Genomic DNA, 21064 nt, shown 5'->3' with positions numbered 1-21064 from the left:
CCGACCCGTGGACAGCCTCGCCCTGCCGCTCGTCCTGCAGATTCGCCGCGGTCAGACGGAATCGCGCCAGGAGTGCCTCGGGTCGTAGCCCAGCACCTGGCGGGCGTGGTCGATGGAGAGCAACGTCTCGTGAGGGCCGAACTCCCGCTTCAGGGGAACGCCCGGGAAGACCTCGGCCACGAGTTCGGCGTTCGGCCGGCTCATCACGGTGTCGGCGGCCGCGATGATGAAGCGGTCGAAGCCCGGAGCGCCCCTCTCGAGGGCAAGTTCGATGGCCTGAGCGCCGTCGCGGGCGTCGATGTAGCCCCACAGGTTCCACTTGCGAGCGCGTGCATCCGCATCGAAGGAGGGGAACTCGGCGTAATCCTCCGGATCCATCACGTTCGAGAAACGCAGCGCGGTGATCGAGAGCTCGGGGTCCCAGCGGGTGAGCTCGATCGCGAGCGTCTCCTCGAGGTGCTTCACGAGCGAGTACACCGACTCGGGGCGTGCCGGGTAGTCCTCGTCCACGGGAATGTAGGGCGGGGGAGTATCGAAGGGCAAGCCGAGCACGGTCTCGCTCGATGCGTGAACGATGCGCCGGATGCCGAGTCGATGCGCCGCCCAGAAGGCGTTGAAGCTGGCCGTGATGTTGTTGGAGAAGGTCGCGACGTCGGAGGCGAGGCCGGGCGCCGGGATGGCGGCGAGGTGAACGAGGGCGTCGACGCCGTCGTGCCGGTCGTTGATGCCCGCGAGGGCGTCGATCACCTGTCCGTAGTCGGTCACGTCCACCTGGGTGAACGTGGCGCTGCGTTCACCCCGCCGATCGAGGTTGTGCACCTCGTGACCGTGGGCGGCCAACTCGCGCACGACCGTCCGGCCGAGCTTTCCTGATCCTCCGGTGACCGCGATCCGCATTCCTGCATCCTCGCACGTGGCTGCGTACGCTTGTACCCGTACGAGCAAGGAGAGTGACGCGGATGGCCGGACGGTTCTGGCGCTTCTACGAGAAGGCGAACGACGTCGTGCGCACCTTCACGGGCCCGGCCGCCGTCGGCATCGGACGCCCGGAGGAGCCGGAGGTGCGCCCCGCCGATCCCGACTGCCCGCTGTGCGGCAAGCCGATGTCGCTGCACCGCATCGAGCGGCATGCGAACCAGCGCATCCCTACGAAGCTGCACTGCCCGACGGACTGAAGATTCCCCTTGACGGCTACTCGAAGCCGCCGTACTCTTTAATCAATCAGATGGTTGATAAAGCAGAGAGTTGATTATGATCGTCGATCCCACCGCCGAGTCGCGACTCGACAGGGCATTCATGGCCCTCGCCGATCCGATCCGGCGCCGGATCATCGCCCGCCTGAGCAGGGGCCCGGCGACGGTCAACGAACTCGCGGAGCCCTTCGAGATCTCGCTGCAAGCGGTCTCGAAGCACATCCAGGTACTCGAGGCGGCCGGTCTGGTCACGCGCACGCGTGACGCCCAGCGCCGGCCCGTGCACCTGAATCCCGCCGAGCTCGAGAGACTCACGAGCTGGATCGACCGGTACCGGCTCATCCACGAGCAGCAGTTCCGCAGTCTGGACACGCTGCTGGCAGCGATGGGCACCTCCGAGGCGAACGCCTCCGAGGGCACCATCAAGGAGGAAGAGAAATGAGCACCAGCACCAACGCATTGACGGTCACCGCGCCCGAGGGCGTTCAGTACATCGATTTCGTGCGCGAATTCGACTACCCCGTCGCGGCGGTCTTCAACGCCCACCGCGACCCCGAACTCGTCAAGCAGTGGATGGGGCCGCGCGACCTCGAGAGCGAGATCGAGGAGTACGACTTCCGCACGGGCGGGCGCTACCGCTACATCCAGAGCCGCGGCGACGAGAAGTACGCCTTCAACGGCGTCTTCCACGTCGTGCGCGAGAACGAGTTCGCCGTGCAGACCTTCGAGTTCGAAGGCTTCCCCGACTCCGTCGCACTGGACTCGATGCGCTTCGTCGACCTCGGGAACGGCCGCACGCGGCTCGAGGGCCACTCGGTCTACCCGACCCAGGAGGCCCGCGACGGGATGGTCGCCTCGGGCATGGAGTACGGCATGCGCGACGGCTACGAGCGCCTCGAAGAGCTCTTGGCCGGCTGAGCCGCGTTTCGAGAGGCGAGGAGAGCATCATGGACTGGACACTGGAAGTCGTCATCGTCCCCGTGAGCGACCTGGACCGGGCGATCGCGTTCTACCGCGATCAGGTCGGATTCGCGCTGGATCACCACACCGTGAACGAGCACATGGATATCGCGCAGCTGACGCCCCGCGGATCCGGTTGCTCGATCGTCGTGGGCAACCTGCCGTCGCAGCGCGAGATGGCGCCCGGCTCGCTGAGGGGCCTGCAACTCGTGGTGGCGGATGCCGCCACTGCCCGGGAGGAACTCGGCCAGCGCGGCGTCGAGTGCAGTGAGATCACGGTCTTCGACGAACGCGACGGCGACACCTTCTTCGGGTTCGCCGATCCCGACGGCAACACCTGGGCGGTGCAGCAGATCCGGGCGCGGGCGGATGCGCCGCTTCTCCCGGTCTCGGCGCGCGGCCGGTTCGGCGACGAGGCTCAGCCCTGACCCGCCGTGCCCGACGATGGTGAGCGCGCCGGCCCATTTGCCCCCAGGGTCGACGTGCTCCACCATCGAGGGATGAGCATCGAGGTTCTCCGCTACGCCGCCTTCACATCCGACCCCGAAGGGGGCAACCCCGCCGGCGTGGTGCTCGACGCGAGCGGACTGGATGACCTCGAGATGCAGCGGATCGCCGCCGAGGTCGACTACGCCGAGACGGCGTTCGTGATCGGATCCGTCGACGGCGCGCACGCCATCCGCTACTTCTCGCCGATCGCCGAGGTGCCCTTCTGCGGTCATGCCACCATCGCCACCGCCATCGCGCTGGCCGAGCGCGAGGGGCCGGGCGAGATCCGGTTCGCGACCCCCGTAGGTGAGGTGCCCATCCGGACGACGACGGATGCCGAGGGCCGTCTGCGGGCGGCCTTCACGAGCGTCGAACCCGAGGTGAGCGAGTTCGCGCCCGGGGTGCTGGGTGAACTGCTCGACCTGCTCGGGCTCACCCTCGGACACCTCGACCAGCGTTACCCGCCGCGGCTCGCCTTCGCGGGCAACCGGCATCCGATTCTCGTTCTCGACCGCGCCGAGGACTTCGACGCGTTCACCTTCGATCCGGTCGCCGTGCGGCTTCTGATGGACCGGCAGGGCTGGGCGGGCACCGTGACCGTGCTGCACGGGCTTTCGGCGGAATCGTTCGAGGCCCGCAACCTCTTCCCGGTCGGGCGCATCACCGAGGACCCTGCCACCGGATCTGCGGCTGCCTCACTCGGCGGGTACCTGCGTGCGTTGAACCTCGTGGTGCCGCCGGCGACCGTGAGCGTGCGCCAGGGCCGGCACGTCGGCCGGCCCAGTTCTCTGGAGATCAGCATCGCGGCCACGGGCGGCATCACCGTGAGCGGCGGAGCGGTGCCGATCGCCGGATGATGCCATGCCCCGCGACGCCGTGAAATCCGTTCCCATCCGAATGCGGAGGGGCTCCGAACAGAGAGAGCACCGAAGCACAGACGGTGCGGTCGCCCGAGGCCGCGATTGAGGGATCCTGGCCGATCCGTGGGCGACCTCGAGGGTCCCGCGCCCGAACGCGGGGCCCTCAATCCCGTCTTCGGTCCCGAGGCGTGAGGTGTTCGCGTGTCAGCGCCGGAAGCGCCAGCCCGTGATCCAGTCGGGGTCCTCGCCGTTCGTGTAGGCGTACTCGCGCGCCTGCTCCCGCCGCGCGCGCCACTCGTCGGCCACCTCCGAGATTCCGGGACTGGCCGCCAGGCCGGGAACGCGGTGCAGCACGTCGAGGGCGAGCCGATAGCGGTCCAGGTCGTTCAGGTGCACCATGTCGAACGGCGTGGTCGTCGTGCCCATCTCCTTGAAACCCCGCACGTGAATATTCGCGTGGTTCGTGCGCCGGTAGGTGAGCTGGTGGATGAGCGCCGGATAGCCGTGGAAGGCGAAGATCACGGGCCTGTCTTTCGTGAAGAAGGCGTCGAAGGCGTCGGATTCCAGTCCGTGGGGATGCTCCGCGGCATCCTGCAGGCGCATGAGGTCGACGACGTTCACCAACCGGATGCGCAGGCCGGGCACCTTCTCGCGCAGCAGCTGCGCCGCGGCGATCGCCTCGAGGGTGGGCACGTCGCCCGCGCAGGCGATGACGACGTCGGGATCGAGCCCGGGGTCGTCTTCGCTGCCGGCCCAGTGCCAGATGCTGAGGCCGGCCTCACCGTGCGCCCGCGCCTCCTCGATCGAGAGCCACTGCGGCTCCGGTTGCTTGCCGGCGACGACGACGTTCACGTGGTCGAGGGTGGTGAAGCAGTGCTCCATGGTCACGAGCAGGGTGTTGGCATCCGGCGGGAGGTAGACGCGAACGACCTCGGCCTTCTTGTTCACGACGACGTTGAGGAAGCCCGGATCCTGGTGGGAGAAGCCGTTGTGGTCCTGACGCCACACGTGCGAGGAGAGCAGGTAGGTGAGCGAGGGGATGGAACCGCGCCACGGGATGTGATCTGAAGCCTGGATCCACTTGGCGTGCTGGTTGAACATCGAGTCGACGATGTGGATGAACGCCTCGTACGAGGTGAGCAGGCCGTGGCGGCCTGTGAGCAGGTAGCCCTCGAGCATGCCCTCCATGAGGTGCTCGCTGAGCGCTTCGATCACACGCCCGTTGCGCGCCAGGTGCACGTCGCCGTCGACGAGCTGCTCGCCCCACACCCGCTCGGTCACCTCGAAGACGGCATCCAGGCGGTTGGAGGCGACCTCGTCGGGCCCGAACAGCCGCCAGGTGGTGCGGTTGCGTTCGATGAGGTCGCGCAGCCAGTATCCGAGCACGCGAGTGCTCTCGCCCTCGACCCAGCGGGATTCGGGAATCTCGAGCGCGTGCTCCTCGATGGCCGGGAGGTCGAGCGGGCGGTAGATGCCGCCGTTGGTATGCGGGCTGGCGCTCATGCGGATGGAGCCGGACGGCCGCAGCGGCGCGAGGAGGGGAATGGGTTGGCCCTCGTCGTCGAAGAGCGCCTCGGGGCGGTAGCTGCGCATCCACTGCTCGAGCTGGGCGAGGTGCTCAGGGTTATCGCGCACTCCCGCGAGCGGAACCTGGTGCGAGCGGAAAGTGCCCTCGACAGCGAGTCCGTCGACGGACTTGGGTCCCGTCCAGCCCTTGGGCGTGCGCAGCACGATGAGCGGCCAGACGGGGTCGGGGTCGGCGCCATCGCCCGTGCGCGCCTCATCCCAGATGGCCTGGATGCGGTCGTAAGCCTCGTCGATGGCTGCCGCCATGCGCTCGTGAACGAGCATCGGGTCTTCGCCATCGAATCCGCCGGTGACGAGCAGGGGCTCGTAGCCGTTGCCGCGGAAGAACGCGATCAATTCCTCTTCCGGAATACGGGCAAGCAGCGTGGGATTGGCGATCTTGTAGCCGTTGAGGTTCAGGATGGGCAGCACCGCGCCATCGGTCTTCGGATCGATGAAGGCGTGCGCGCGCCAGCTCGCGGCCAGCGGCCCGGTCTCGGCCTCGCCGTCGCCGATGACACACGCGACCACGAGTTCGGGGTTGTCGAGCGCCGCGCCGTAGGCGTGCATGAGGGAGTAGCCGAGCTCGCCGCCCTCGTTGATCGAGCCGGGCGTCTCAGGAGCGGCGTGCGAGGGGATGCCTCCGGGGAAGGAGAACTGCTTGAACAGCCGGTGCATGCCCTGCGCATCCGAGGTGATCGCCGGGAACAGCTCGGAGTAGGTGGCGTCGAGCCAGGCGTTCGCGACCATGGCCGGACCGCCGTGGCCCGGGCCGCAGACGTAGATGGTGGGAACGCCGCGCTGCACGATGGCCCGGTTCAGGTGCGCGTACACGAGGTTCAGCGCCGGCGAGGTTCCCCAGTGGCCCAGCAGACGCGGCTTGATCTGGTCGCGCTCGAGCGGCCGGCGCAGCAGCGGGTTGTCGAGCAGGTAGATCTGGCCGACGCTGAGGTAGTTGGCCGCACGCCACCACGCGTCGACGACGTCGAGGTCGACGGCTGCGGCAGCCGCATCCCTCGCCGAGCGGTGCGCCGAGTTCTTGGCGGCGGAATTCGCCGCGGATGCTGGTGCGGTTGACATGCCTGCCTCCGGGTCCCCGATCGGCCGCGCGGGATGTCGCCCGGTCTCTTCGAGACTAGGCGGAGGCACCGAGTCGGGGCTAGGGGTGCTCGGGAGTGCATCGAAAGGGCCGATGCACCCGTGGTGGGCGGCAGGATGGGAACGGACGAGAGGAGTCGGATGCCGTTCTACACCGCCGATGGCCGGGGACTGACGAGCATCGAGCTTGCGCAGGTGCCGCCCGACGGCGACCGGTTCCAACTGCGATCGGCGATCGTCTACCTCGATGCGGTCACCGGTGCGCGCCTCGAAGCGCCCGCGCACGTGCCGCAGGAGCATCCGAGCCGGGAGGAGTCCACCGATCTCGCGAGCGTTCCGCAGTTCCTGTGGAGCTTCATCGCGAGTTACGGGCGGCAGTCGGCGGCGGCGATCGTGCACGACGCGCGCTCGGTTCGAGCCAGGGGGCTGGGCGACGACGCGGCGGCGCTCGTGCAACGACGGCAGGACGACGCTTCGTTCCGTCGCGGACTGCGCGAGCAGGGCGTTCCGCTGCTGCGCTCGTGGCTGATGTGGTCGTGGGTCGCCGCCGAGCGCTACCTCAGCCATGCGCGCCCGCTCGGGATTCTGCTCGTGGCTCAGGTGGTGCTCAGCGTGGTCGTTGTCGCCGCATCCGTCGTGCTGGCCTTCGGCAGCCCGTGGTGGCTGCTGCTGGTGCTGCTGCCCGCGCTCGTGGCGCTGCCGTGGGGGAGGGATGCGGGCCTCGCGGCCCTGCTCTCGTACGGCAGTGCCTTCGTTGCGCCCCTGCTGCTGTTGCACCTGCTCTCGCTGGCGCCGTTCCGCCTCGTCGAGTTCGTGGTCGAGCTCGCGGTGGGCGGCCGGCCGGCATCCGTGCTGCGGCCGACGCTGACGCGCCGCTGAGCGGCGGGGAGCGGCGGCCGCCCCCCGGATGCCGCGTTGCGCCACCTCCCCGGCCCTTGCGCCCCTTCTTCTGGCGCAACGGCCCCCGAGGTGGCGCAACCGCGGCGGACGCCGGCGGCCAGCAGCGGCGCCGGCCAGGAGCGGCGGCAGCCACCAGCGGCGGGCGGCAGCGGCGGCGGCCGGCAGCAGCGGCGGCCAGGAACAGCGGCGGCGCCGGCGGGTGACAGAATGGCCGCATGCCTGAACTGCCCCCGACCGGCCGCGCCGGCCGCAAGCCCATGAGCGGCATCGTCGCGTGGCCGCTCGGTCTCGTCATCGGCGGCATCCTCGGCGTCGCGCTCGGCTACGCCCTCGACAGCGTGATCGCGGGAGCGCTCATCGGGATCGGCATCGGAATCGCGTGCGGCGTTCTCTTCTCACCGAACACGCCGCGCGAACGGCGTCGGTCCTAGCGGAGAACGGGACGACCGCGCGATCGGTGTCGGCCTCGGCGGACGACGGAATCCGTCTCCGCCGCCGCTTCTCATGAGAGCGCCAGCATCCCGGCGGCGGTGAGTGCGAGCGCGAGGCCGGCCCACTGCACGGGCGCGATCCGCTCCTTGAGCACGAGAGCGGCGAGCAGGATGGTGCCGGCCGGGTAGAGCGCCGTCAGCACGCTCATCACACTGAGGTCGCCGATGCGGATGCCGATGAGCAGCAGGGTGTTGGCGACGACATCGATGAGACCGCTGGCGATGGCGATGAGGATGCCCATCTTGCGTCGCTGCGCCACGGTCCCCTCTACGGTGGCGAGGCTCACGGGGGCGAGCGTGCTGGTCGCAGCGCCCGACAAGGAGGGGGCGCTCGGGATGACAGGCTCACGGGATTCGCGTAGGGCATCCGCGGCGCCGGTCGCAGCCGACGCCCCGGTACCCGACTGGACGCGTCGGCGCGCTGCGAAGACGGCGATCACGCCGAGTGCGGCGAACGTGATCGTGGCGTTCACCCCGCGGTTGAGAACGAGGGGCAGCAGCCCACTGTCGACGGGGGTCAGGTCAACGAGGATCATGAAGGCGCCCATGGCGACGCCCGCCCCGATCGCCATCAGAATGCCCTTGAGGCTGGGCCGAACCGCGCCCTTCTCGGGAACGAAACCCACGAGAACGACGGCCACGAGCGCGAGCCCGAGCGCCCAGTAGCCCAGCGGAGCGAGGCGCTCGCCGCCGAGCAGCCCCGCGGTCATGGGAACGATGGCCGAGACAACGGCGGTCAGCGGCGACAGTATGCTCATCGGTCCGATCGCAAGGCACGCGTACAGCAGAGAGATGGCGAGGGCACCGCTGACGCCCGAGAGGGAGCCCCACAGCACTACGGATGCCGACCAGGCGCCTCCGACGAACGGAAGCGCCAGTAGCAGGCCGACCAGACCGGTCAGAGCCGCCGTCGCTGTCGCTGCAACGGCTCTGATGCGTCGAGCGGCCAGTCCGCCGAGAAAGTCGGCCGACCCGAAGATGAGCGCACCGACGACGCCGACGATCGCTGTGAGCATGGCCTCCAGCCTAAGGGTGGCATGGCATCCGGAATGCAGGACGAGCGGCACGGCGAGGCCGCCACAACCTCGCCGTGACGCTGATCCTGCGGTTGCGCTGCGCGGGGGCGGACGGATGCCGCGGTCACGGTGGCCGGGCATCCGAAATGCAGGACGAGCGGCACGGCGAGCCCATTACAGCCCCGCCGTGACGCTGATCCTGCGGTTGCCGAGCGACTTGGCGTCGGATGCCTGCGCCGGCCGGTCCCGTAGGCTGGAGGCATGACCGGACGCGGCGCGCGCGTTGGCCGCGGGGTCGCCGCGGCCGCCGTCGCAACCCTGCTCGCCGCGCTGTCGCACACGCTCGGCGGCGGCTCGGTCCCACTCGGCCCCGGTGCACTGCTCGCGTTCGCCTTCTCGGCACTGACCTGCATCGCGCTCGCCGGCCGTAATCTGTCGCTGCTGCGCCTGGGCGCATCCGTGGTGCTCAGCCAACTCGCCTTCCACGCGCTCTTCGTCGTCAGCGGAGGAACGGCCGTCGCGCATTCCGGTCATCACCTCACCGCGGCCGGCATGACGAGCGAGCTCGCGGCTGTGCCGATGCCGGCGTCGCCCCACCTGCACAATGGCGTTGCCATGTCGATCGCGCACCTCTGCGCGGCCGTTCTCACGATCGCGGCGCTGCACCGCGGTGAACGCACGCTGCGGGCACTGTCGTCGCTGCTCGCACGCGCCGTCGGCACCCTGGTGCGCCTGCCGCAGCTCGTGCCGATCGCGATCGCCCGCATCCGCCCGGATGCGACGCTTCCGCTTCGGGGCGACGTCGCGCCCCGCCTCTCGTCGATGCGGCATCGAGGGCCGCCGGTTCTGCTCGCGTTCGCCTAGAGCGCCCCAAACCGCATCCCTCCCCGCGCCGAACACCGCCTGACGGCTCCGGCCCGACGGCCCCCGCCTGACGGCTCCCGCCTGACGGCTCCCGCCTGACGGCTCCGGCCTGACGGCTCCGGCCTGACGGCTTCCGCCTCACGGCTCCGGTCGGCGCGCATCGACTTGTAAGGACTCCCATGAAATCCCGTACCCCTGCCCTCGCCGCCGCCGCACTCGGCGCCGGTCTGCTGTTCGCCGTCGCCGCACCCCTCTCTGCAAGCGCCCATGTCGAGGTGACTCCCGACGCCACAGCCGCCGGCGGCTACAGCGTTCTCACCTTCTCGCTGCCGCACGGTTGCGACGGCTCACCCACCACGAGCCTGGCCATCCACATTCCCGAGAGCATCATCTCCGTCACCCCGACCGTGAACCCCGGCTGGACCGTGTCGAAGGTCACCGAGGCGCTCGCCAAGCCGATCACCGACGGCGACGACACGATCACCGAGCACGTCGGACAGGTCGTGTACACGGCAAAGGACCCGCTTCCGGCCGACCTGCGCGACACCTTCGCCCTCTCCCTGCCGCTGCCGAAGGATGCGGCCGGCAAGACGCTCGAGTTCCCCGTGACGCAGACCTGTGAACAGGGTTCCGTCGAGTGGAACGAGAAGACGCCCGAGGGCGGCGACGAGCCCGAGCATCCGGCGCCCGCCATCACGGTGACCGCGGCCACGGGCGACGAGCACGGCGGTTCCGAGCATTCGGACGACGCCACTGCGAGCTCCTCGACGACGGATGCCGCGGCTCAGCCCGACGTTCTGGCTCGCGTGCTCGGCATCGCGGGGCTCGTGGTGGGGGTGATCGGCGTGGTGATCGCCGTGGCCTCCCGCCGGCGCGCGGCGGCGAAGTAGCGTCGTGGCCCGCCACACCGTCCCCTCCTCACCGGTGACCGAACGCGCCACCGGCCGGTTCGCTCGCGTCGGTCGCGTCGGCGTCCGGTCGGGGCGGCCGGCTCGACGCGGCGGGCGCCTCGCGGCGCTGGCGGCTGGCGTCGCGCTCGTCGCCGCATCCGTGGCGGTGGCCACGCCCGCGTTCGCCCACAACTATCCGATCGGATCGACCCCGGCCAATGGAGCCACAGTCACGGAGCAGCCCGGAACGATCTCGCTCACGACGAACGACAACCTGCTGGACTTCGGCAGCAGTTCGGCGATGCGCGTGTCGGGGCCGGAGGGTGCGGTGCGGTACTACGGCGACGGCTGCGTGAGCATCGAGGGGCCGACCCTCTCGATGGATGCCGAACTCGGCCAGCCAGGAACCTACACGGTCACCTGGCAGGTGGTCTCGACCGACGGGCATCCGGTGTCGGGACAGTTCACGTTCGACTGGCAGCCGGCAGCCGAAGTGGTGCTGGCCACGGGGAGCGCGCAGCCGCCGACCTGTGCGACGGCGGCTCCGGCCGACGGTTCCGGACAGACTTCCCCGGCCGCTGCTCCCGCAGAGGGCGCCGCCGCGTCACAGGGAGCCCTCACCGACATCCTGTGGATCGGCGGCGCCGTCGTGGCGCTCGCGCTCGCCGCCGGCATCACGCTGTTGGTGCTGCGGAGGCGCGAGCCGAAGCCCTAGCACCGAGCCGCCGTACACCGCCCGGTGCCGCTGTTGCGCCACTACCGCGGCCGTTGCGCCAGAACAACTGGCGCAACGGGCCGCGAAGTGGCGCAGCGCACAGGGCCGCCGGTCGCGTGGGCGGTCCCACGTAGACTCGGCGGGTGAGTTGGAGCGCAGAGCCGGCATGGGATGAGCCTCCCCTCGACGACGGCGCACCCCTCGACGGCGGTGGCTTCGGCGGCGCGTCAGACGGCGGCTTCGACGGCCAGAACGGCGGTCCTGACGAGTGGCTGCCGCCGAGCGACGCCGAGCTCGAGCAGCTCGCCGGTTACTCCGCACGGGATGCCGGCGGCACCCATTCCGCGGCGCGGGCCGGCGGCACCCGTTCCGCGGCGCCCACCGGCGGCACGCGGCCCGCGGCATCCGTGCGTCGTGCCTCGCCTGCGCGCTTCACCTCGGCGACGGATGCGCTGCGCACGGTCTTCGGCTACGACCACTTCCGCGGCGAGCAGGCGCAGATCATCGAGCAGGTCGCCTCGGGCGGCGATGCCGTCGTGCTCATGCCCACGGGTGGCGGCAAGAGCCTGTGCTACCAGATTCCCGCTCTGCTGCGTGCGGGCACCGGCGTCGTGGTCTCCCCGCTCATCGCCCTCATGCACGACCAGGTCGACGCCCTCGAAGCAGTCGGCGTGCGGGCCTCCTACCTCAACTCCACGCAGACGGCCGCCGAGCGCGCGGTGGTCGAGCGGGCGTACCTGTCGGGCGAGCTCGACCTGCTCTACATCGCGCCGGAGCGTCTGAACTCCGAATCCTCCAAGCGATTCCTCGCCGCGGGCACCATCGCGCTGTTCGCGATCGACGAGGCGCACTGCGTGAGCCAGTGGGGGCACGACTTCCGTCCCGACTACCTCGCCCTGGGCGACCTCGCCGAGCGTTGGCCCGACGTTCCCCGCATCGCGCTCACGGCCACCGCCACCGAGGCCACGCACCGCGAGATCGCCGAGCGCCTGCATCTCGGTCGCGCCCAGCACTTCGTCTCGAGCTTCGATCGTCCGAACATCCAGTACCGCATCGTGTCGAAGAACGAGCCGCGCAAGCAGCTGCTCGACTTCATCCGCACCGAGCACCCGCGCGATGCGGGCATCGTCTACGCCCTTTCGCGGGCGACGGTCGAGAAGACCGCCGAGTTCCTGCGGGCGAACGGACTGGATGCTGTCGCCTACCACGCCGGACTCGATGCCCCCCTGCGCGCACGGGCCCAGTCGCGGTTCCTGCGGGAGGACGGGGTGATCGTCGTGGCCACGATCGCCTTCGGCATGGGCATCGACAAGCCCGACGTGCGCTTCGTGGCCCACATCGACCTGCCCAAGTCGGTCGAGGGCTACTACCAGGAGACCGGCCGCGCCGGCCGAGACGGCGAACCCTCGACGGCATGGATGGCCTATGGCCTGCAGGATGTCGTGCAGCAGCGCCAACTCATCGACAAGTCGCCGGGCGACCCCGTGTTCAAGCGCCGGCTCGGCCAGCACCTCGACGCCATGCTCGCCCTCTGCGAAACGGTCGAGTGTCGCCGCGTCAACCTGCTCAGCTACTTCGGGCAGCCCTCCACGCCCTGCGGCAACTGCGACACCTGCCTCACGCCGCCGGAATCGTGGGACGGTACCGTTCCGGCCCAGAAGCTGCTCTCGACGATCGTTCGGCTCAAGCGCGAGCGGGGCCAGAGCTTCGGAGCGGGCCAGAGCATCGACATCCTGCGCGGCAAGAGCACGCCGCGCACCGAGCAGTGGGGGCACGAGCGCCTCGCGACCTGGGGAATCGGCGCCGACCTGAGCGAGCAGCAGTGGCGCGGAGTCATTCGGCAACTGCTCGCGCAGGGGCTGCTCGCCGCGCAGGGCGAGTACGGCACGCTCGCGCTGACGGATGCCGGCGCCGCCGTGCTCTCCGGCGCGCGCACAGTGATGCTGCGCACCGAACCCGACCGTCCGGCGGGCCGAGCGGCGCGCTCGGCACGATCGGCGCCCGCCGACCTCGCCGTGGAGCATCGCGGGCTGTTCGAGGCCCTGCGCGCGTGGCGTGCCGGCGAGGCGCGCGAACAGGGCGTGCCCGCCTACATCGTCTTCGGCGATGCGACGTTGCGGGCCGTCGCCTCCGCCCGCCCGGCCTCGACGGCGGCCCTCGCCGGCATCCCGGGAATCGGCGAGAAGAAGCGCGAGCAGTACGGCGAGAAGCTGCTGGCCGTCGTGGCGTCCGCGGCAGACTGACGCCGCCGCTCCCGCCGCCTGGCGACGCCGTCGCCGGCACGTGTGAGGGTTGAGGCGCCGCTCCTGCTGACCTCGCCGCCCGCCGCACCGATCCCCCGCCACCGCACCGTCGTTCCCTCGCGGGCGCGCCGTCGTCGCGGCGGATAGATCCGCTGTCAGGCTGATTCTGCTGACGTGTAGTAGTTGATGTGATACAGTACTTGTCGTGATGAACATTCCGGACGCCGCGGCCGCAGCAGAGAGCGGCGCCTTCGCGGCCGACCTGCTGCGCGGGCACACCGACACGATCGTGCTCGGCATCCTGCGCCGGGCCGACCGCTACGGCTTCGAGATCTACAAGGCCATTCGCGACGCAACCGGCGGTAAGCACGAGATCAAGGAGGCGACGCTCTACGCGACCTATCGCCGCCTCGAGAAAGACGGCCTCGTCGAGTCGTACTGGGGGGATGAGACCCAGGGCGGTCGCCGCAAGTACTACCGCATCACCGACGCCGGCCGCGCCGTCTACTCGGGCAACGTCTCGGCCTGGGTCGCGACGCGACGCATCATCGACTCCCTGCTCGACGTGAAGGACACGAACAATGGCTGACCCCACCGCTCCCCGCCCGGCGGGCGGCGACATCCACCGCCTGCTCGACGAGGCCTTCCTCGGCGTCGGCATGACCCCCGACGCCCAAGACCTCAAGGAAGAGGTGCGCGCCAACCTCCTCTCCCGTGTCGCCGACCTCGAGGCCGCCGGCGCGACCCCGTCGGATGCCGCCCGCCAGGCGATCGCGGAGCTGGGCGACGTGCGTGAACTCGTCGCCGAATCGCTCGCGGTCGGGCCGAACGCATCCGGTGGCCCGATGCCCGCGCAGAACGCGGCGTTCCGGCTGGGCCGAGTGCGGCCGAAGCCGGGATTCGTCGTGGGTATCGTCGTCGCATCCCTCGTCGCCGCGGCAGGGCTTCTGCTCGCCGCGCTCGGCGCGACCGGCGTGCTGAACCTTCCGATCGGCGCCATCATCGCGCTACTGGGACTGGGTTGCGTCGGCATCGGGTGGATCGTCGGCGACGCGCTCACCCAGGAGACGACGACGAACCACCCGATGCCGGTGCGTCGCGCCGTCGGCTACGGGGTCGCGTCGTTCCTCACCCTCCATGGTCTCGGCTTCGGCGGCCTCGTCGCGCTCGCAACCCTGCCGCTGTGGGGCCTCCTGTTCGCGGGGCTGGGCGTGGTGCCGGGCATCGTGCTGTTCTCGTTCCTCGGAGCCACCCAGACCAATCGCCACAAGGCGTGGGTGCGGGCCGCCCAGCAGGAGTGGAACGTCGGCAACCGCTTCGAGGAGGAGCCCGAGACGGCCGCGCGGTTCGGCATCTACACGGTGGTCATCTGGATCGTGGCCTTCGCCGTCTTCATCGTGCTCGGCTTCACCATCGGCTGGCTGTGGTCCTGGCTCGCGCTGCTCGGCGGCTTCGCGGCCATGATGCTGCTGCTGGCCCGGATGCTGTTCGGGCCGAAGAAGCACTGAGACCGAACCGGCACCGACGGCAACAGGTGCGGGGTCCCGACAGACGCCGCGAACGCCACCACAGACACCGCCCGCGGGAGCGGTCATCCCGTGACAACAGAAGAACAAAGAAAGCGGCGATCCGGATGCGGCAACATCCGAACCGCCTCGCAACCGAGTCGTTCAGCGTGAGCCGAATCCGTCAACCAGTGCGTGCCGCCAGTTTACCGGCGACTGCTGCGACGACTCCGAATCGATCAAGGAGTGCAGCATGACTGCAGCGACACCGGGGCTGGCGCTCGAAGCCAGGAACCTCGTCAAGACCTATCCGGCAGGCCGCGGCAAGCCGCGCCTCACCGCCCTCGACGGGCTGAGCTTCTCGGCGCGGGTGGGCACCGTCTTCGGCCTGCTCGGACCCAACGGGGCCGGCAAATCGACCACCGTGAAGATCCTCTCCACGTTGGCCCAGGCCGACTCCGGCGAGGCCTATGTCGCCGGGGTCGATGTGCGGGATTCCGCGCGGGTGCGCCGCTCGATCGGCTTCGTCGCACAGAAGCAGGTCTCCGACCCGATGGACACGGGGCGCGAGAACCTCGTACTCGCCGGCCAGCTGCAGGGCATGGCGACGCGTGACGCCGGCATCCGTGCCGACGAGTTGCTGGAACGGTTCGCCCTCACCGCAGCTGCCGGCCGGCAGGTGAAGACGTACTCGGGCGGCATGGTGCGCAAGCTCGACGTGGCCATCGGCCTCATGCACACCCCCTCGGTGCTCTTCCTCGATGAGCCGACCACCGGCCTGGATCCCGAGGCGCGCGCCGAGATGTGGTTCGAGATCGAGCGGATGGCCGCCCAGGAGCACATGACCGTGCTGCTGACGACGCACTACCTCGAGGAGGCGGACCGGCTCGCGGATCGCCTCGCGATCGTCGATCATGGCCGGGTCGTCGCCGAGGGCACGCCCGAGGAGCTGAAGGCCGGGCTGCGCGGCGACGCCGTCGTGCTCGAGCTGCATGACGCGGGTCGCATCTCCGAGGCGCTCGCCGTGGTGGGCCGCATCCGCGAACTGCGCGAGATCGCCGTCGACGGCCGCATCCTGCGCGCCCGTGCGGATGCCGGGGGAGCGGCCCTGCCGATCGCCCTCACCCTGCTCGACGGCGCCGGCCTGTCCGTCGCCTCCGCCACCGTTGCCCGGCCCAGCCTCGACGACGTCTACCTCGCCCACACCGGGCATTCCTTCGCCTCAGCGCACAGCGCCGGCTCCGCATCCCTCGAGGAGGTCGCATCATGACCACGGCTCTCGCCACCCCGGTTCGCACGACGACGGATGTCGCCGGACCCACCTTCCTGCGCCACACCGCATACCTCACGCTGCGCCACCTGCGTGCTGCCGTGCGCATCCCGGCCTTCATCGTCATGAACCTCGTGCAGCCGCTCATCTGGCTGCTGCTGTTCGGGCAGCTCTTCAAGAGCGTGGTCGAGATTCCCGGATTCTCGGGCGGCGCGAACTACCTCGAGTTCCTCACGCCGGGCATCGTCGCGATGATGGCGCTGTTCGGCAGCGCGTGGGCGGGCACGAGCTACATCCAAGACATGGATCGCGGTGTCATGGATCGCCTGCTCACCTCGCCGACCAACCGCGGCGCCATGATGGTCTCGACGCTGGTCTACCAGGCGATCCTCACGCTGGTTCAGTCGCTCATCGTCATCGGCGTCGCGTGGTTGCTCGGCGCACGGTTCGACGGCGGCTTCACCGGCATCCTCGTGCTGCTGCTCGCTGCCATGCTGCTCACGGCCGCCTTCTCGGCGCTCTCGAACGCCGCTGCGCTGCTCGCCCGCAACCAGACCGTGCTCATCGGGCTCTCGCAGCTCATCACGATTCCGCTGATGTTCCTCAGTTCCGCCCTCATGGACCTGAAGCTCTCGGCGGACTGGGTGGCCAACGTTGCCGCCTTCAACCCGTTCGAGTGGGCGGTGGTCGCCGGGCGCGAGGCGCTGCTCTCGGCCGATCCCGACTGGGCGTCGGTCTGGCTGCACCTCGGCTACCTCGCGCTGTTCACGGCCGTGCTCGCCTGGGTGGCCACGCGCGCCTTCCGCACCTACCAGCGCAGCGCCTGACCGCAACGGATGCGGCGGCCCCTCCCTTCCGTCGCACCTCCGCCCCACTGGGCCCGGCGCCGCATCCGTTGCTCCACTTGCACGGCCGTTGCGCCAGAAGATCTGGCGCAGCGGCCGCGCAACTGGCGCAACAGGCGCCGGCCGCGGCGGCGCACGAGGCGGAGCGGATGCTGCGCGCTCGCCCTAGCCGCAGCTCCCGCCGTCCCGATAGCGTGAGGGCCACACCCCTGAGGCGAGGAGAACACCTGTGAGTGGAGTCAACACACGCCCGGGCGGCGTCACGTTCATCGCGGTGCTCATCTGGATCCAGGGTGCGCTCGACGTTCTCGGCGGCGTGCTGCTGCTCATCGCCCAGGGCGTCGAGGGTGCCGCGGATCCCTTCGGCGGGCCGGCCGGTCTCATCACGAGTGCGATCGTGTCCATCCTTCTCGGCCTCATCATCATCGTCGTGGCCCGCGGCCTGCTGCGCGGAAGCCGGGGCGCGCGCACCGTCGTTACCGTGATCGAGGTGCTCACGCTGCTCAGCGCCGTCTTCCTGGCCTTCGCCGCCCCAGCGCAGTTCCTCAGCTCGGTCCTGACCGGCCTGATCGCGCTCGTCGTGATCCTGCTGCTGTGGACCGGCCGCGCCGCATCCTTCTTCCGCGGCTGACCGCCCACGCAACCGCGCCCTCCTCTCCTTCACCGTTGCGCCACTTGGAGTGCCCCTGCGCCAGAACGACTGGCGCAACGGCCGCCGAAGTGGCGCAAGACCGTGTCGCGCGTCGGGCGCAGCGCGAGCCGCGGTGCCAGCGGAGATCGACAACCGGATGCGGTGCCCTTTGTCGGATGCCACAACAGCACGCCACCGCATCCGCCCGGCATTTGTAGCCGCGGCACCCCCCGTTTCACTCGCGGCCGCGGCGCTCGTACCGTGGAGGGGATTTCGCAATGCACGAGTGAGGACCATCGATGGTAGACACTGCAGTTCGCTCCCACACCGACGAGCCCGCCGAGGCCCGACGGCCCACCGCGACCGCCGCAGCACCGCTCACCGACACGGGTCCGATCACCGTTCCCGGCCAGGCCGGAGCGCCGCGGGTGGACGTGCAGGCGCTGAGCCGCCAGCTGCTCGGCACGTGGCCGGATGTGCGCCTCGCCGCCCGCGAACTGACCGCCGACCCGCGGATGCAGCGCATCGAGGGGCAGAGCAAGGAGGAGCACCGCGAACGCGTCTTCGAGCAGCTCAAGCTGCTCGTGCAGAACGGCCAGGTGCACCGCGCCTTCCCGACGCACCTCGGCGGGATGGACGATCACGGCGGAAACATCGCCGCCTTCGAGGAACTCGTCACCGCCGACCCGAGCCTGCAGATCAAGTCGGGCGTGCAGTGGGGGCTCTTCGCAGCCGCCATCCTGCACCTGGGCACCGACTACCACCACGAGACCTTCCTGCCCGACACCATGAGCCTCAAGGTGCCCGGCGCCTTCGCCATGACCGAGACCGGCCACGGGTCGGATGTCGCCTCCATCGCCACGACGGCCACCTACGACGAGGTCAAGCAGCAGTTCGTGATCAACACCCCGTTCCGCGGGGCGTGGAAGGACTACCTCGGCAATGCGGCCGTGCACGGTACCGCTGCCGTCGTGTTCGCGCAGCTCATCACCAAGGGCGTCAACCACGGCGTGCACGCGTTCTACGTGCCCATCCGCAACGCGAAGGGCGGCTTCCTCAAGGGCATCGGAGGTGAGGACGACGGCTTGAAGGGCGGCCTCAACGGCATCGACAACGGCCGGCTGCACTTCACCAACGTGCGCGTTCCCCGCGTCAACCTGCTGAACCGCTACGGCGACGTGGCCGAGGACGGCACCTACTCGAGCCCGATCGCGAGCCCCGGCCGCCGCTTCTTCACGATGCTCGGCACCCTCGTGCAGGGTCGCGTCTCCCTCGACGGCGCGGCCACCCAGGCATCCGCGATCGCCCTGACGATCGCCCTCACCTACGCCAGCCAGCGCCGCCAGTTCACCGCATCCAGCGACACCGACGAAGAGGTGCTGCTGGACTACCAGCGCCACCAGCGCCGTCTTCTGCCGCGCCTGGCCACGACCTACGCGCAGACCTTCGCGCACGATGAGTTCCTGCAGAAGTTCGACGCCGTCTTCAGCGGCGCGGCCGATACCGACGATGACCGCCAAGACCTCGAGACGCTCGCCGCCGCGCTCAAGCCGCTCTCGACGTGGCACGCGCTCGACACCCTGCAGGAGTCGCGGGAGGCCTGCGGCGGGGCCGGTTTCCTCGCCGAGAACCGCTTCGTCGGCCTGCGTCAGGACCTCGACGTGTACGTCACCTTCGAGGGCGACAACAACGTGCTGCTCCAGCTCGTGGCAAAGCGCCTGCTCACCGACTACTCCAAGCAGTTCGCCAACGCGGATGCGGGGGCACTGGCCCGCTACGTCGTCACGCAGACCGCGAGCCGGGCCTACCACGGCACGGGGCTGCGCAGCCTCGGGCAGACGATCGCGGACTTCGGATCGACCGCCCGTTCCGTCGCCGGGCTCCGCACCGCTGCCACGCAGCGCGAGCTGCTGACCGACAGAGTCGAATCCATGGTCGCCGGCATCGGCGGCCGGCTGCGTGAGAGCCGAAAGCTCTCGAAGAAGGCCGCGGCCGACCTGTTCAACTCCCAGCAGAACGAGCTGATCGAGGCCGCCCGGGCCCACGGCGAGCTGCTGCAGTGGGAGGCGTTCACGCGTGCCGTCGATCGCACCACGGATGCCGGCACCAAGCAGGTGCTCACCTGGCTGCGCGACCTGTTCGGCCTCGGTCTCATCGAGAAGCACCTCGCGTGGTATCTCATGAACGGGCGCCTCTCGCCGAAGCGCGCGCAGGCCGTGACGGCTTACGTCGACCGGCTCATCACCCGCCTGCGCCCCCACGCTCTCGACCTCGTCGACGCCTTCGGCTACAAGCCCGAGCACCTGCGCGCGAGCATCGCGAGCGGCGCCGAGCAGGAGCGCCAGGACGAGGCGCGCGCGTACTACGCGGCGCTGCGTGCATCCGGAGACGCCCCGGTCGATGAGAAGACGCTGGTGAAGAAGAAGAAGAAGAGGTAAGGCGCATCCCGGCAAGCGGGCGGCATCTCGAGGATGCCGCCCGCTTCCGTCTGCTCAGCGCGAACCGGCCGCGAGCGCTCGCCTGTGCGCCTCGTGGTGATCTCACATCGGCTCCCAAGGCTGCGCCGATACCGTCGAGACGTGGTCGACACCAGCACCGAGGCATCCGTACACCCGCTCCTCACGCCGAACGCCGCACGGCTGTTCGAGGCGATGGACGGCGACACGATGGCCGACCTGGCCCGGCTGCGCACGGACTTCGACCGCTTCCTCATGCGCTACAAGTTCGGCATGGACGAGATCGAGACGAAGCTGACCATCCTCCGCGAGGAGTTCAGCCTCGTCGACGGCCACAATCCCATCGAGAACATCGGATGCCGCCTGAAGTCCATGGAGGGCATCCTCGAGAAGGCGGCGCGAAAGGGCATCGCACCGAGCTTCGACGCAATCAAGGCCGGCATCTCCGACATCGCCGGGGTGCGGGTCACCTGCAGCTTCATCAGCGACGTCTATCGCATCGTCGAACTGCTCACCTCGCAGCGCGACGTGAGCGTCATCGAGGTGAAGGACTACATCGCGCAACCCAAGCCGAACGGCTACCGCAGCCTGCACGTCATCATCGAGGTCCCCGTCTTCCTCTCCGGCGGCCCCGAGTCCGTGCGCGTCGAGGTGCAGTTCCGTACGATCGCCATGGACTTCTGGGCGAGCCTGGAGCACAAGACGTACTACAAGTACGACACGCAGGTTCCGCAGCACCTCATCGACGGGCTGACGGATGCCGCGGAGACCGCCGCACAGCTCGACGCCACGATGGAGCGGCTGCACCGCGAGGTGCGCGCGCTTCCGGCGGAGGCGCGCACGCGCAACCCTCGGGCCTTCGACGTCTGAGCCGCGCCTTCCGCTGACGCGGGGTTACTCCGCGGGCGGCTTCATGATGGCGCCCGTCGCGAGTCCGAACGCGGCGCCGGCCGCGAGCCACAGCCAGAATCCCGATATCAGGCTGATCACGAGGCCGATGATGAGGCCGATCACGACGCCGACGAGAATCTGCTTGCGTCGCGCCTGCGGCGTGGGGGTTTCGGCCATGCTC

22 protein-coding genes are annotated in these 21064 nt (G+C 69.8%); 18 read left to right on the top strand and 4 right to left on the bottom strand.

Annotated elements, in window-relative coordinates; translation table 11 throughout:
- Positions 1–51 precede the first annotated feature (51 nt).
- A complete protein-coding gene (locus tag WDJ51_RS04460; RefSeq protein WP_337851224.1) occupies positions 52–897 on the bottom strand; it encodes an NAD-dependent epimerase/dehydratase family protein in 846 nt (281 codons plus the stop codon).
- Between the two features lie 62 nt (positions 898–959).
- Between WDJ51_RS04460 and WDJ51_RS04455 the strand changes: the two genes are divergently transcribed.
- From WDJ51_RS04455 to WDJ51_RS04435, 5 genes are all read left to right on the top strand, one after another.
- Entirely contained in the window at positions 960–1175 is a 216-nt protein-coding gene (locus WDJ51_RS04455; RefSeq protein ID WP_337851223.1) for a hypothetical protein, read from the top strand.
- A 76-nt stretch (positions 1176–1251) separates the two neighbouring features.
- The gene (locus WDJ51_RS04450) at positions 1252–1635 is read left to right on the top strand and encodes an ArsR/SmtB family transcription factor (RefSeq protein WP_337851222.1); all 384 of its coding nucleotides are present in this window, start codon (positions 1252–1254) and stop codon (positions 1633–1635) included.
- Positions 1632–2111 carry an SRPBCC family protein gene (locus WDJ51_RS04445; protein ID WP_337851221.1) on the top strand — a complete coding sequence of 160 codons (480 nt, stop codon included), beginning with the start codon at positions 1632–1634 and terminating at the stop codon, positions 2109–2111. The genes WDJ51_RS04450 and WDJ51_RS04445 overlap by 4 nt, the downstream gene beginning before the upstream one ends.
- A 29-nt stretch (positions 2112–2140) precedes the next feature.
- The gene (locus WDJ51_RS04440) at positions 2141–2581 is read left to right on the top strand and encodes a VOC family protein (protein WP_337851220.1); all 441 of its coding nucleotides are present in this window, start codon (positions 2141–2143) and stop codon (positions 2579–2581) included.
- Between the two features lie 72 nt (positions 2582–2653).
- Positions 2654–3499 (top strand): PhzF family phenazine biosynthesis protein, encoded by an 846-nt coding sequence (locus tag WDJ51_RS04435; RefSeq protein WP_337851219.1) that lies wholly within the window; start codon positions 2654–2656, stop codon positions 3497–3499.
- A 207-nt stretch (positions 3500–3706) separates the two neighbouring features.
- Here WDJ51_RS04435 and WDJ51_RS04430 read toward each other — a convergent pair whose 3' ends face one another.
- On the bottom strand, positions 3707–6148 hold the full coding sequence (locus WDJ51_RS04430) for a phosphoketolase family protein (RefSeq protein ID WP_337851218.1): 2442 nt from the start codon (positions 6146–6148) through the stop codon (positions 3707–3709).
- A 159-nt stretch (positions 6149–6307) separates the two neighbouring features.
- Here WDJ51_RS04430 and WDJ51_RS04425 point away from each other — a divergent pair, with 159 nt between their 5' ends.
- Complete coding sequence (locus WDJ51_RS04425) at positions 6308–7045, top strand: DUF1353 domain-containing protein (protein WP_337851217.1); 738 nt, start codon at positions 6308–6310, stop codon at positions 7043–7045.
- Positions 7046–7281: 236 nt separating this feature from the next.
- Positions 7282–7497: a hypothetical protein gene (locus WDJ51_RS04420; protein WP_337851216.1), complete on the top strand. Its 216-nt coding sequence runs from the start codon at positions 7282–7284 to the stop codon at positions 7495–7497.
- Between the two features lie 71 nt (positions 7498–7568).
- On the opposite strand, the gene WDJ51_RS04415 is transcribed toward WDJ51_RS04420, so the two are convergent.
- Entirely contained in the window at positions 7569–8573 is a 1005-nt protein-coding gene (locus tag WDJ51_RS04415; protein WP_337851215.1) for an EamA family transporter, read from the bottom strand.
- A 261-nt stretch (positions 8574–8834) separates the two neighbouring features.
- Here WDJ51_RS04415 and WDJ51_RS04410 point away from each other — a divergent pair, with 261 nt between their 5' ends.
- The 11 genes from WDJ51_RS04410 (at position 8835) to WDJ51_RS04360 (ending at position 20862) form a co-directional block, all read left to right on the top strand.
- Positions 8835–9437: a hypothetical protein gene (locus tag WDJ51_RS04410; RefSeq protein ID WP_337851214.1), complete on the top strand. Its 603-nt coding sequence runs from the start codon at positions 8835–8837 to the stop codon at positions 9435–9437.
- A gap of 179 nt (positions 9438–9616) precedes the next feature.
- Positions 9617–10327 (top strand): YcnI family copper-binding membrane protein, encoded by a 711-nt coding sequence (locus tag WDJ51_RS04405; protein WP_337851213.1) that lies wholly within the window; start codon positions 9617–9619, stop codon positions 10325–10327.
- Positions 10328–10361: 34 nt separating this feature from the next.
- Complete coding sequence (locus WDJ51_RS04400) at positions 10362–11042, top strand: copper resistance CopC family protein (protein ID WP_337851212.1); 681 nt, start codon at positions 10362–10364, stop codon at positions 11040–11042.
- Positions 11043–11185: 143 nt separating this feature from the next.
- Positions 11186–13285: a DNA helicase RecQ gene (gene recQ / locus WDJ51_RS04395; RefSeq protein WP_337851211.1), complete on the top strand. Its 2100-nt coding sequence runs from the start codon at positions 11186–11188 to the stop codon at positions 13283–13285.
- A 208-nt stretch (positions 13286–13493) separates the two neighbouring features.
- Complete coding sequence (locus tag WDJ51_RS04390; RefSeq protein WP_337851241.1) at positions 13494–13874, top strand: PadR family transcriptional regulator; 381 nt, start codon at positions 13494–13496, stop codon at positions 13872–13874.
- Positions 13867–14793 (top strand): permease prefix domain 1-containing protein, encoded by a 927-nt coding sequence (locus WDJ51_RS04385; RefSeq protein ID WP_337851210.1) that lies wholly within the window; start codon positions 13867–13869, stop codon positions 14791–14793. The genes WDJ51_RS04390 and WDJ51_RS04385 overlap by 8 nt, the downstream gene beginning before the upstream one ends.
- A gap of 250 nt (positions 14794–15043) precedes the next feature.
- Positions 15044–16060, top strand: a complete 1017-nt coding sequence (locus tag WDJ51_RS04380) for an ATP-binding cassette domain-containing protein (RefSeq protein ID WP_337851209.1) — start codon at positions 15044–15046, stop codon at positions 16058–16060.
- Positions 16057–16887: an ABC transporter permease gene (locus WDJ51_RS04375; RefSeq protein WP_337851208.1), complete on the top strand. Its 831-nt coding sequence runs from the start codon at positions 16057–16059 to the stop codon at positions 16885–16887. The genes WDJ51_RS04380 and WDJ51_RS04375 overlap by 4 nt, the downstream gene beginning before the upstream one ends.
- Before the next feature lie 247 nt (positions 16888–17134).
- Entirely contained in the window at positions 17135–17536 is a 402-nt protein-coding gene (locus WDJ51_RS04370; protein WP_337851207.1) for a DUF7144 family membrane protein, read from the top strand.
- 299 nt (positions 17537–17835) lie between these two features.
- Positions 17836–19974, top strand: coding sequence for an acyl-CoA dehydrogenase family protein (locus tag WDJ51_RS04365; protein ID WP_337851206.1), 2139 nt, complete (start codon positions 17836–17838; stop codon positions 19972–19974).
- 213 nt (positions 19975–20187) lie between these two features.
- Positions 20188–20862 (top strand): GTP pyrophosphokinase, encoded by a 675-nt coding sequence (locus WDJ51_RS04360; RefSeq protein ID WP_337851240.1) that lies wholly within the window; start codon positions 20188–20190, stop codon positions 20860–20862.
- A gap of 24 nt (positions 20863–20886) precedes the next feature.
- On the opposite strand, the gene WDJ51_RS04355 is transcribed toward WDJ51_RS04360, so the two are convergent.
- Positions 20887–21060 carry an HPP family protein gene (locus WDJ51_RS04355; protein ID WP_337851205.1) on the bottom strand — a complete coding sequence of 58 codons (174 nt, stop codon included), beginning with the start codon at positions 21058–21060 and terminating at the stop codon, positions 20887–20889.
- Between the last annotated feature and the right edge of the window lie 4 nt (positions 21061–21064).

Origin of the sequence: Rathayibacter sp. YIM 133350 (assembly GCF_037404875.1) — a bacterium.
GTDB lineage: Bacteria > Actinomycetota > Actinomycetes > Actinomycetales > Microbacteriaceae > Orlajensenia.
This window is presented reverse-complemented; position numbering and strand designations above follow the sequence as displayed.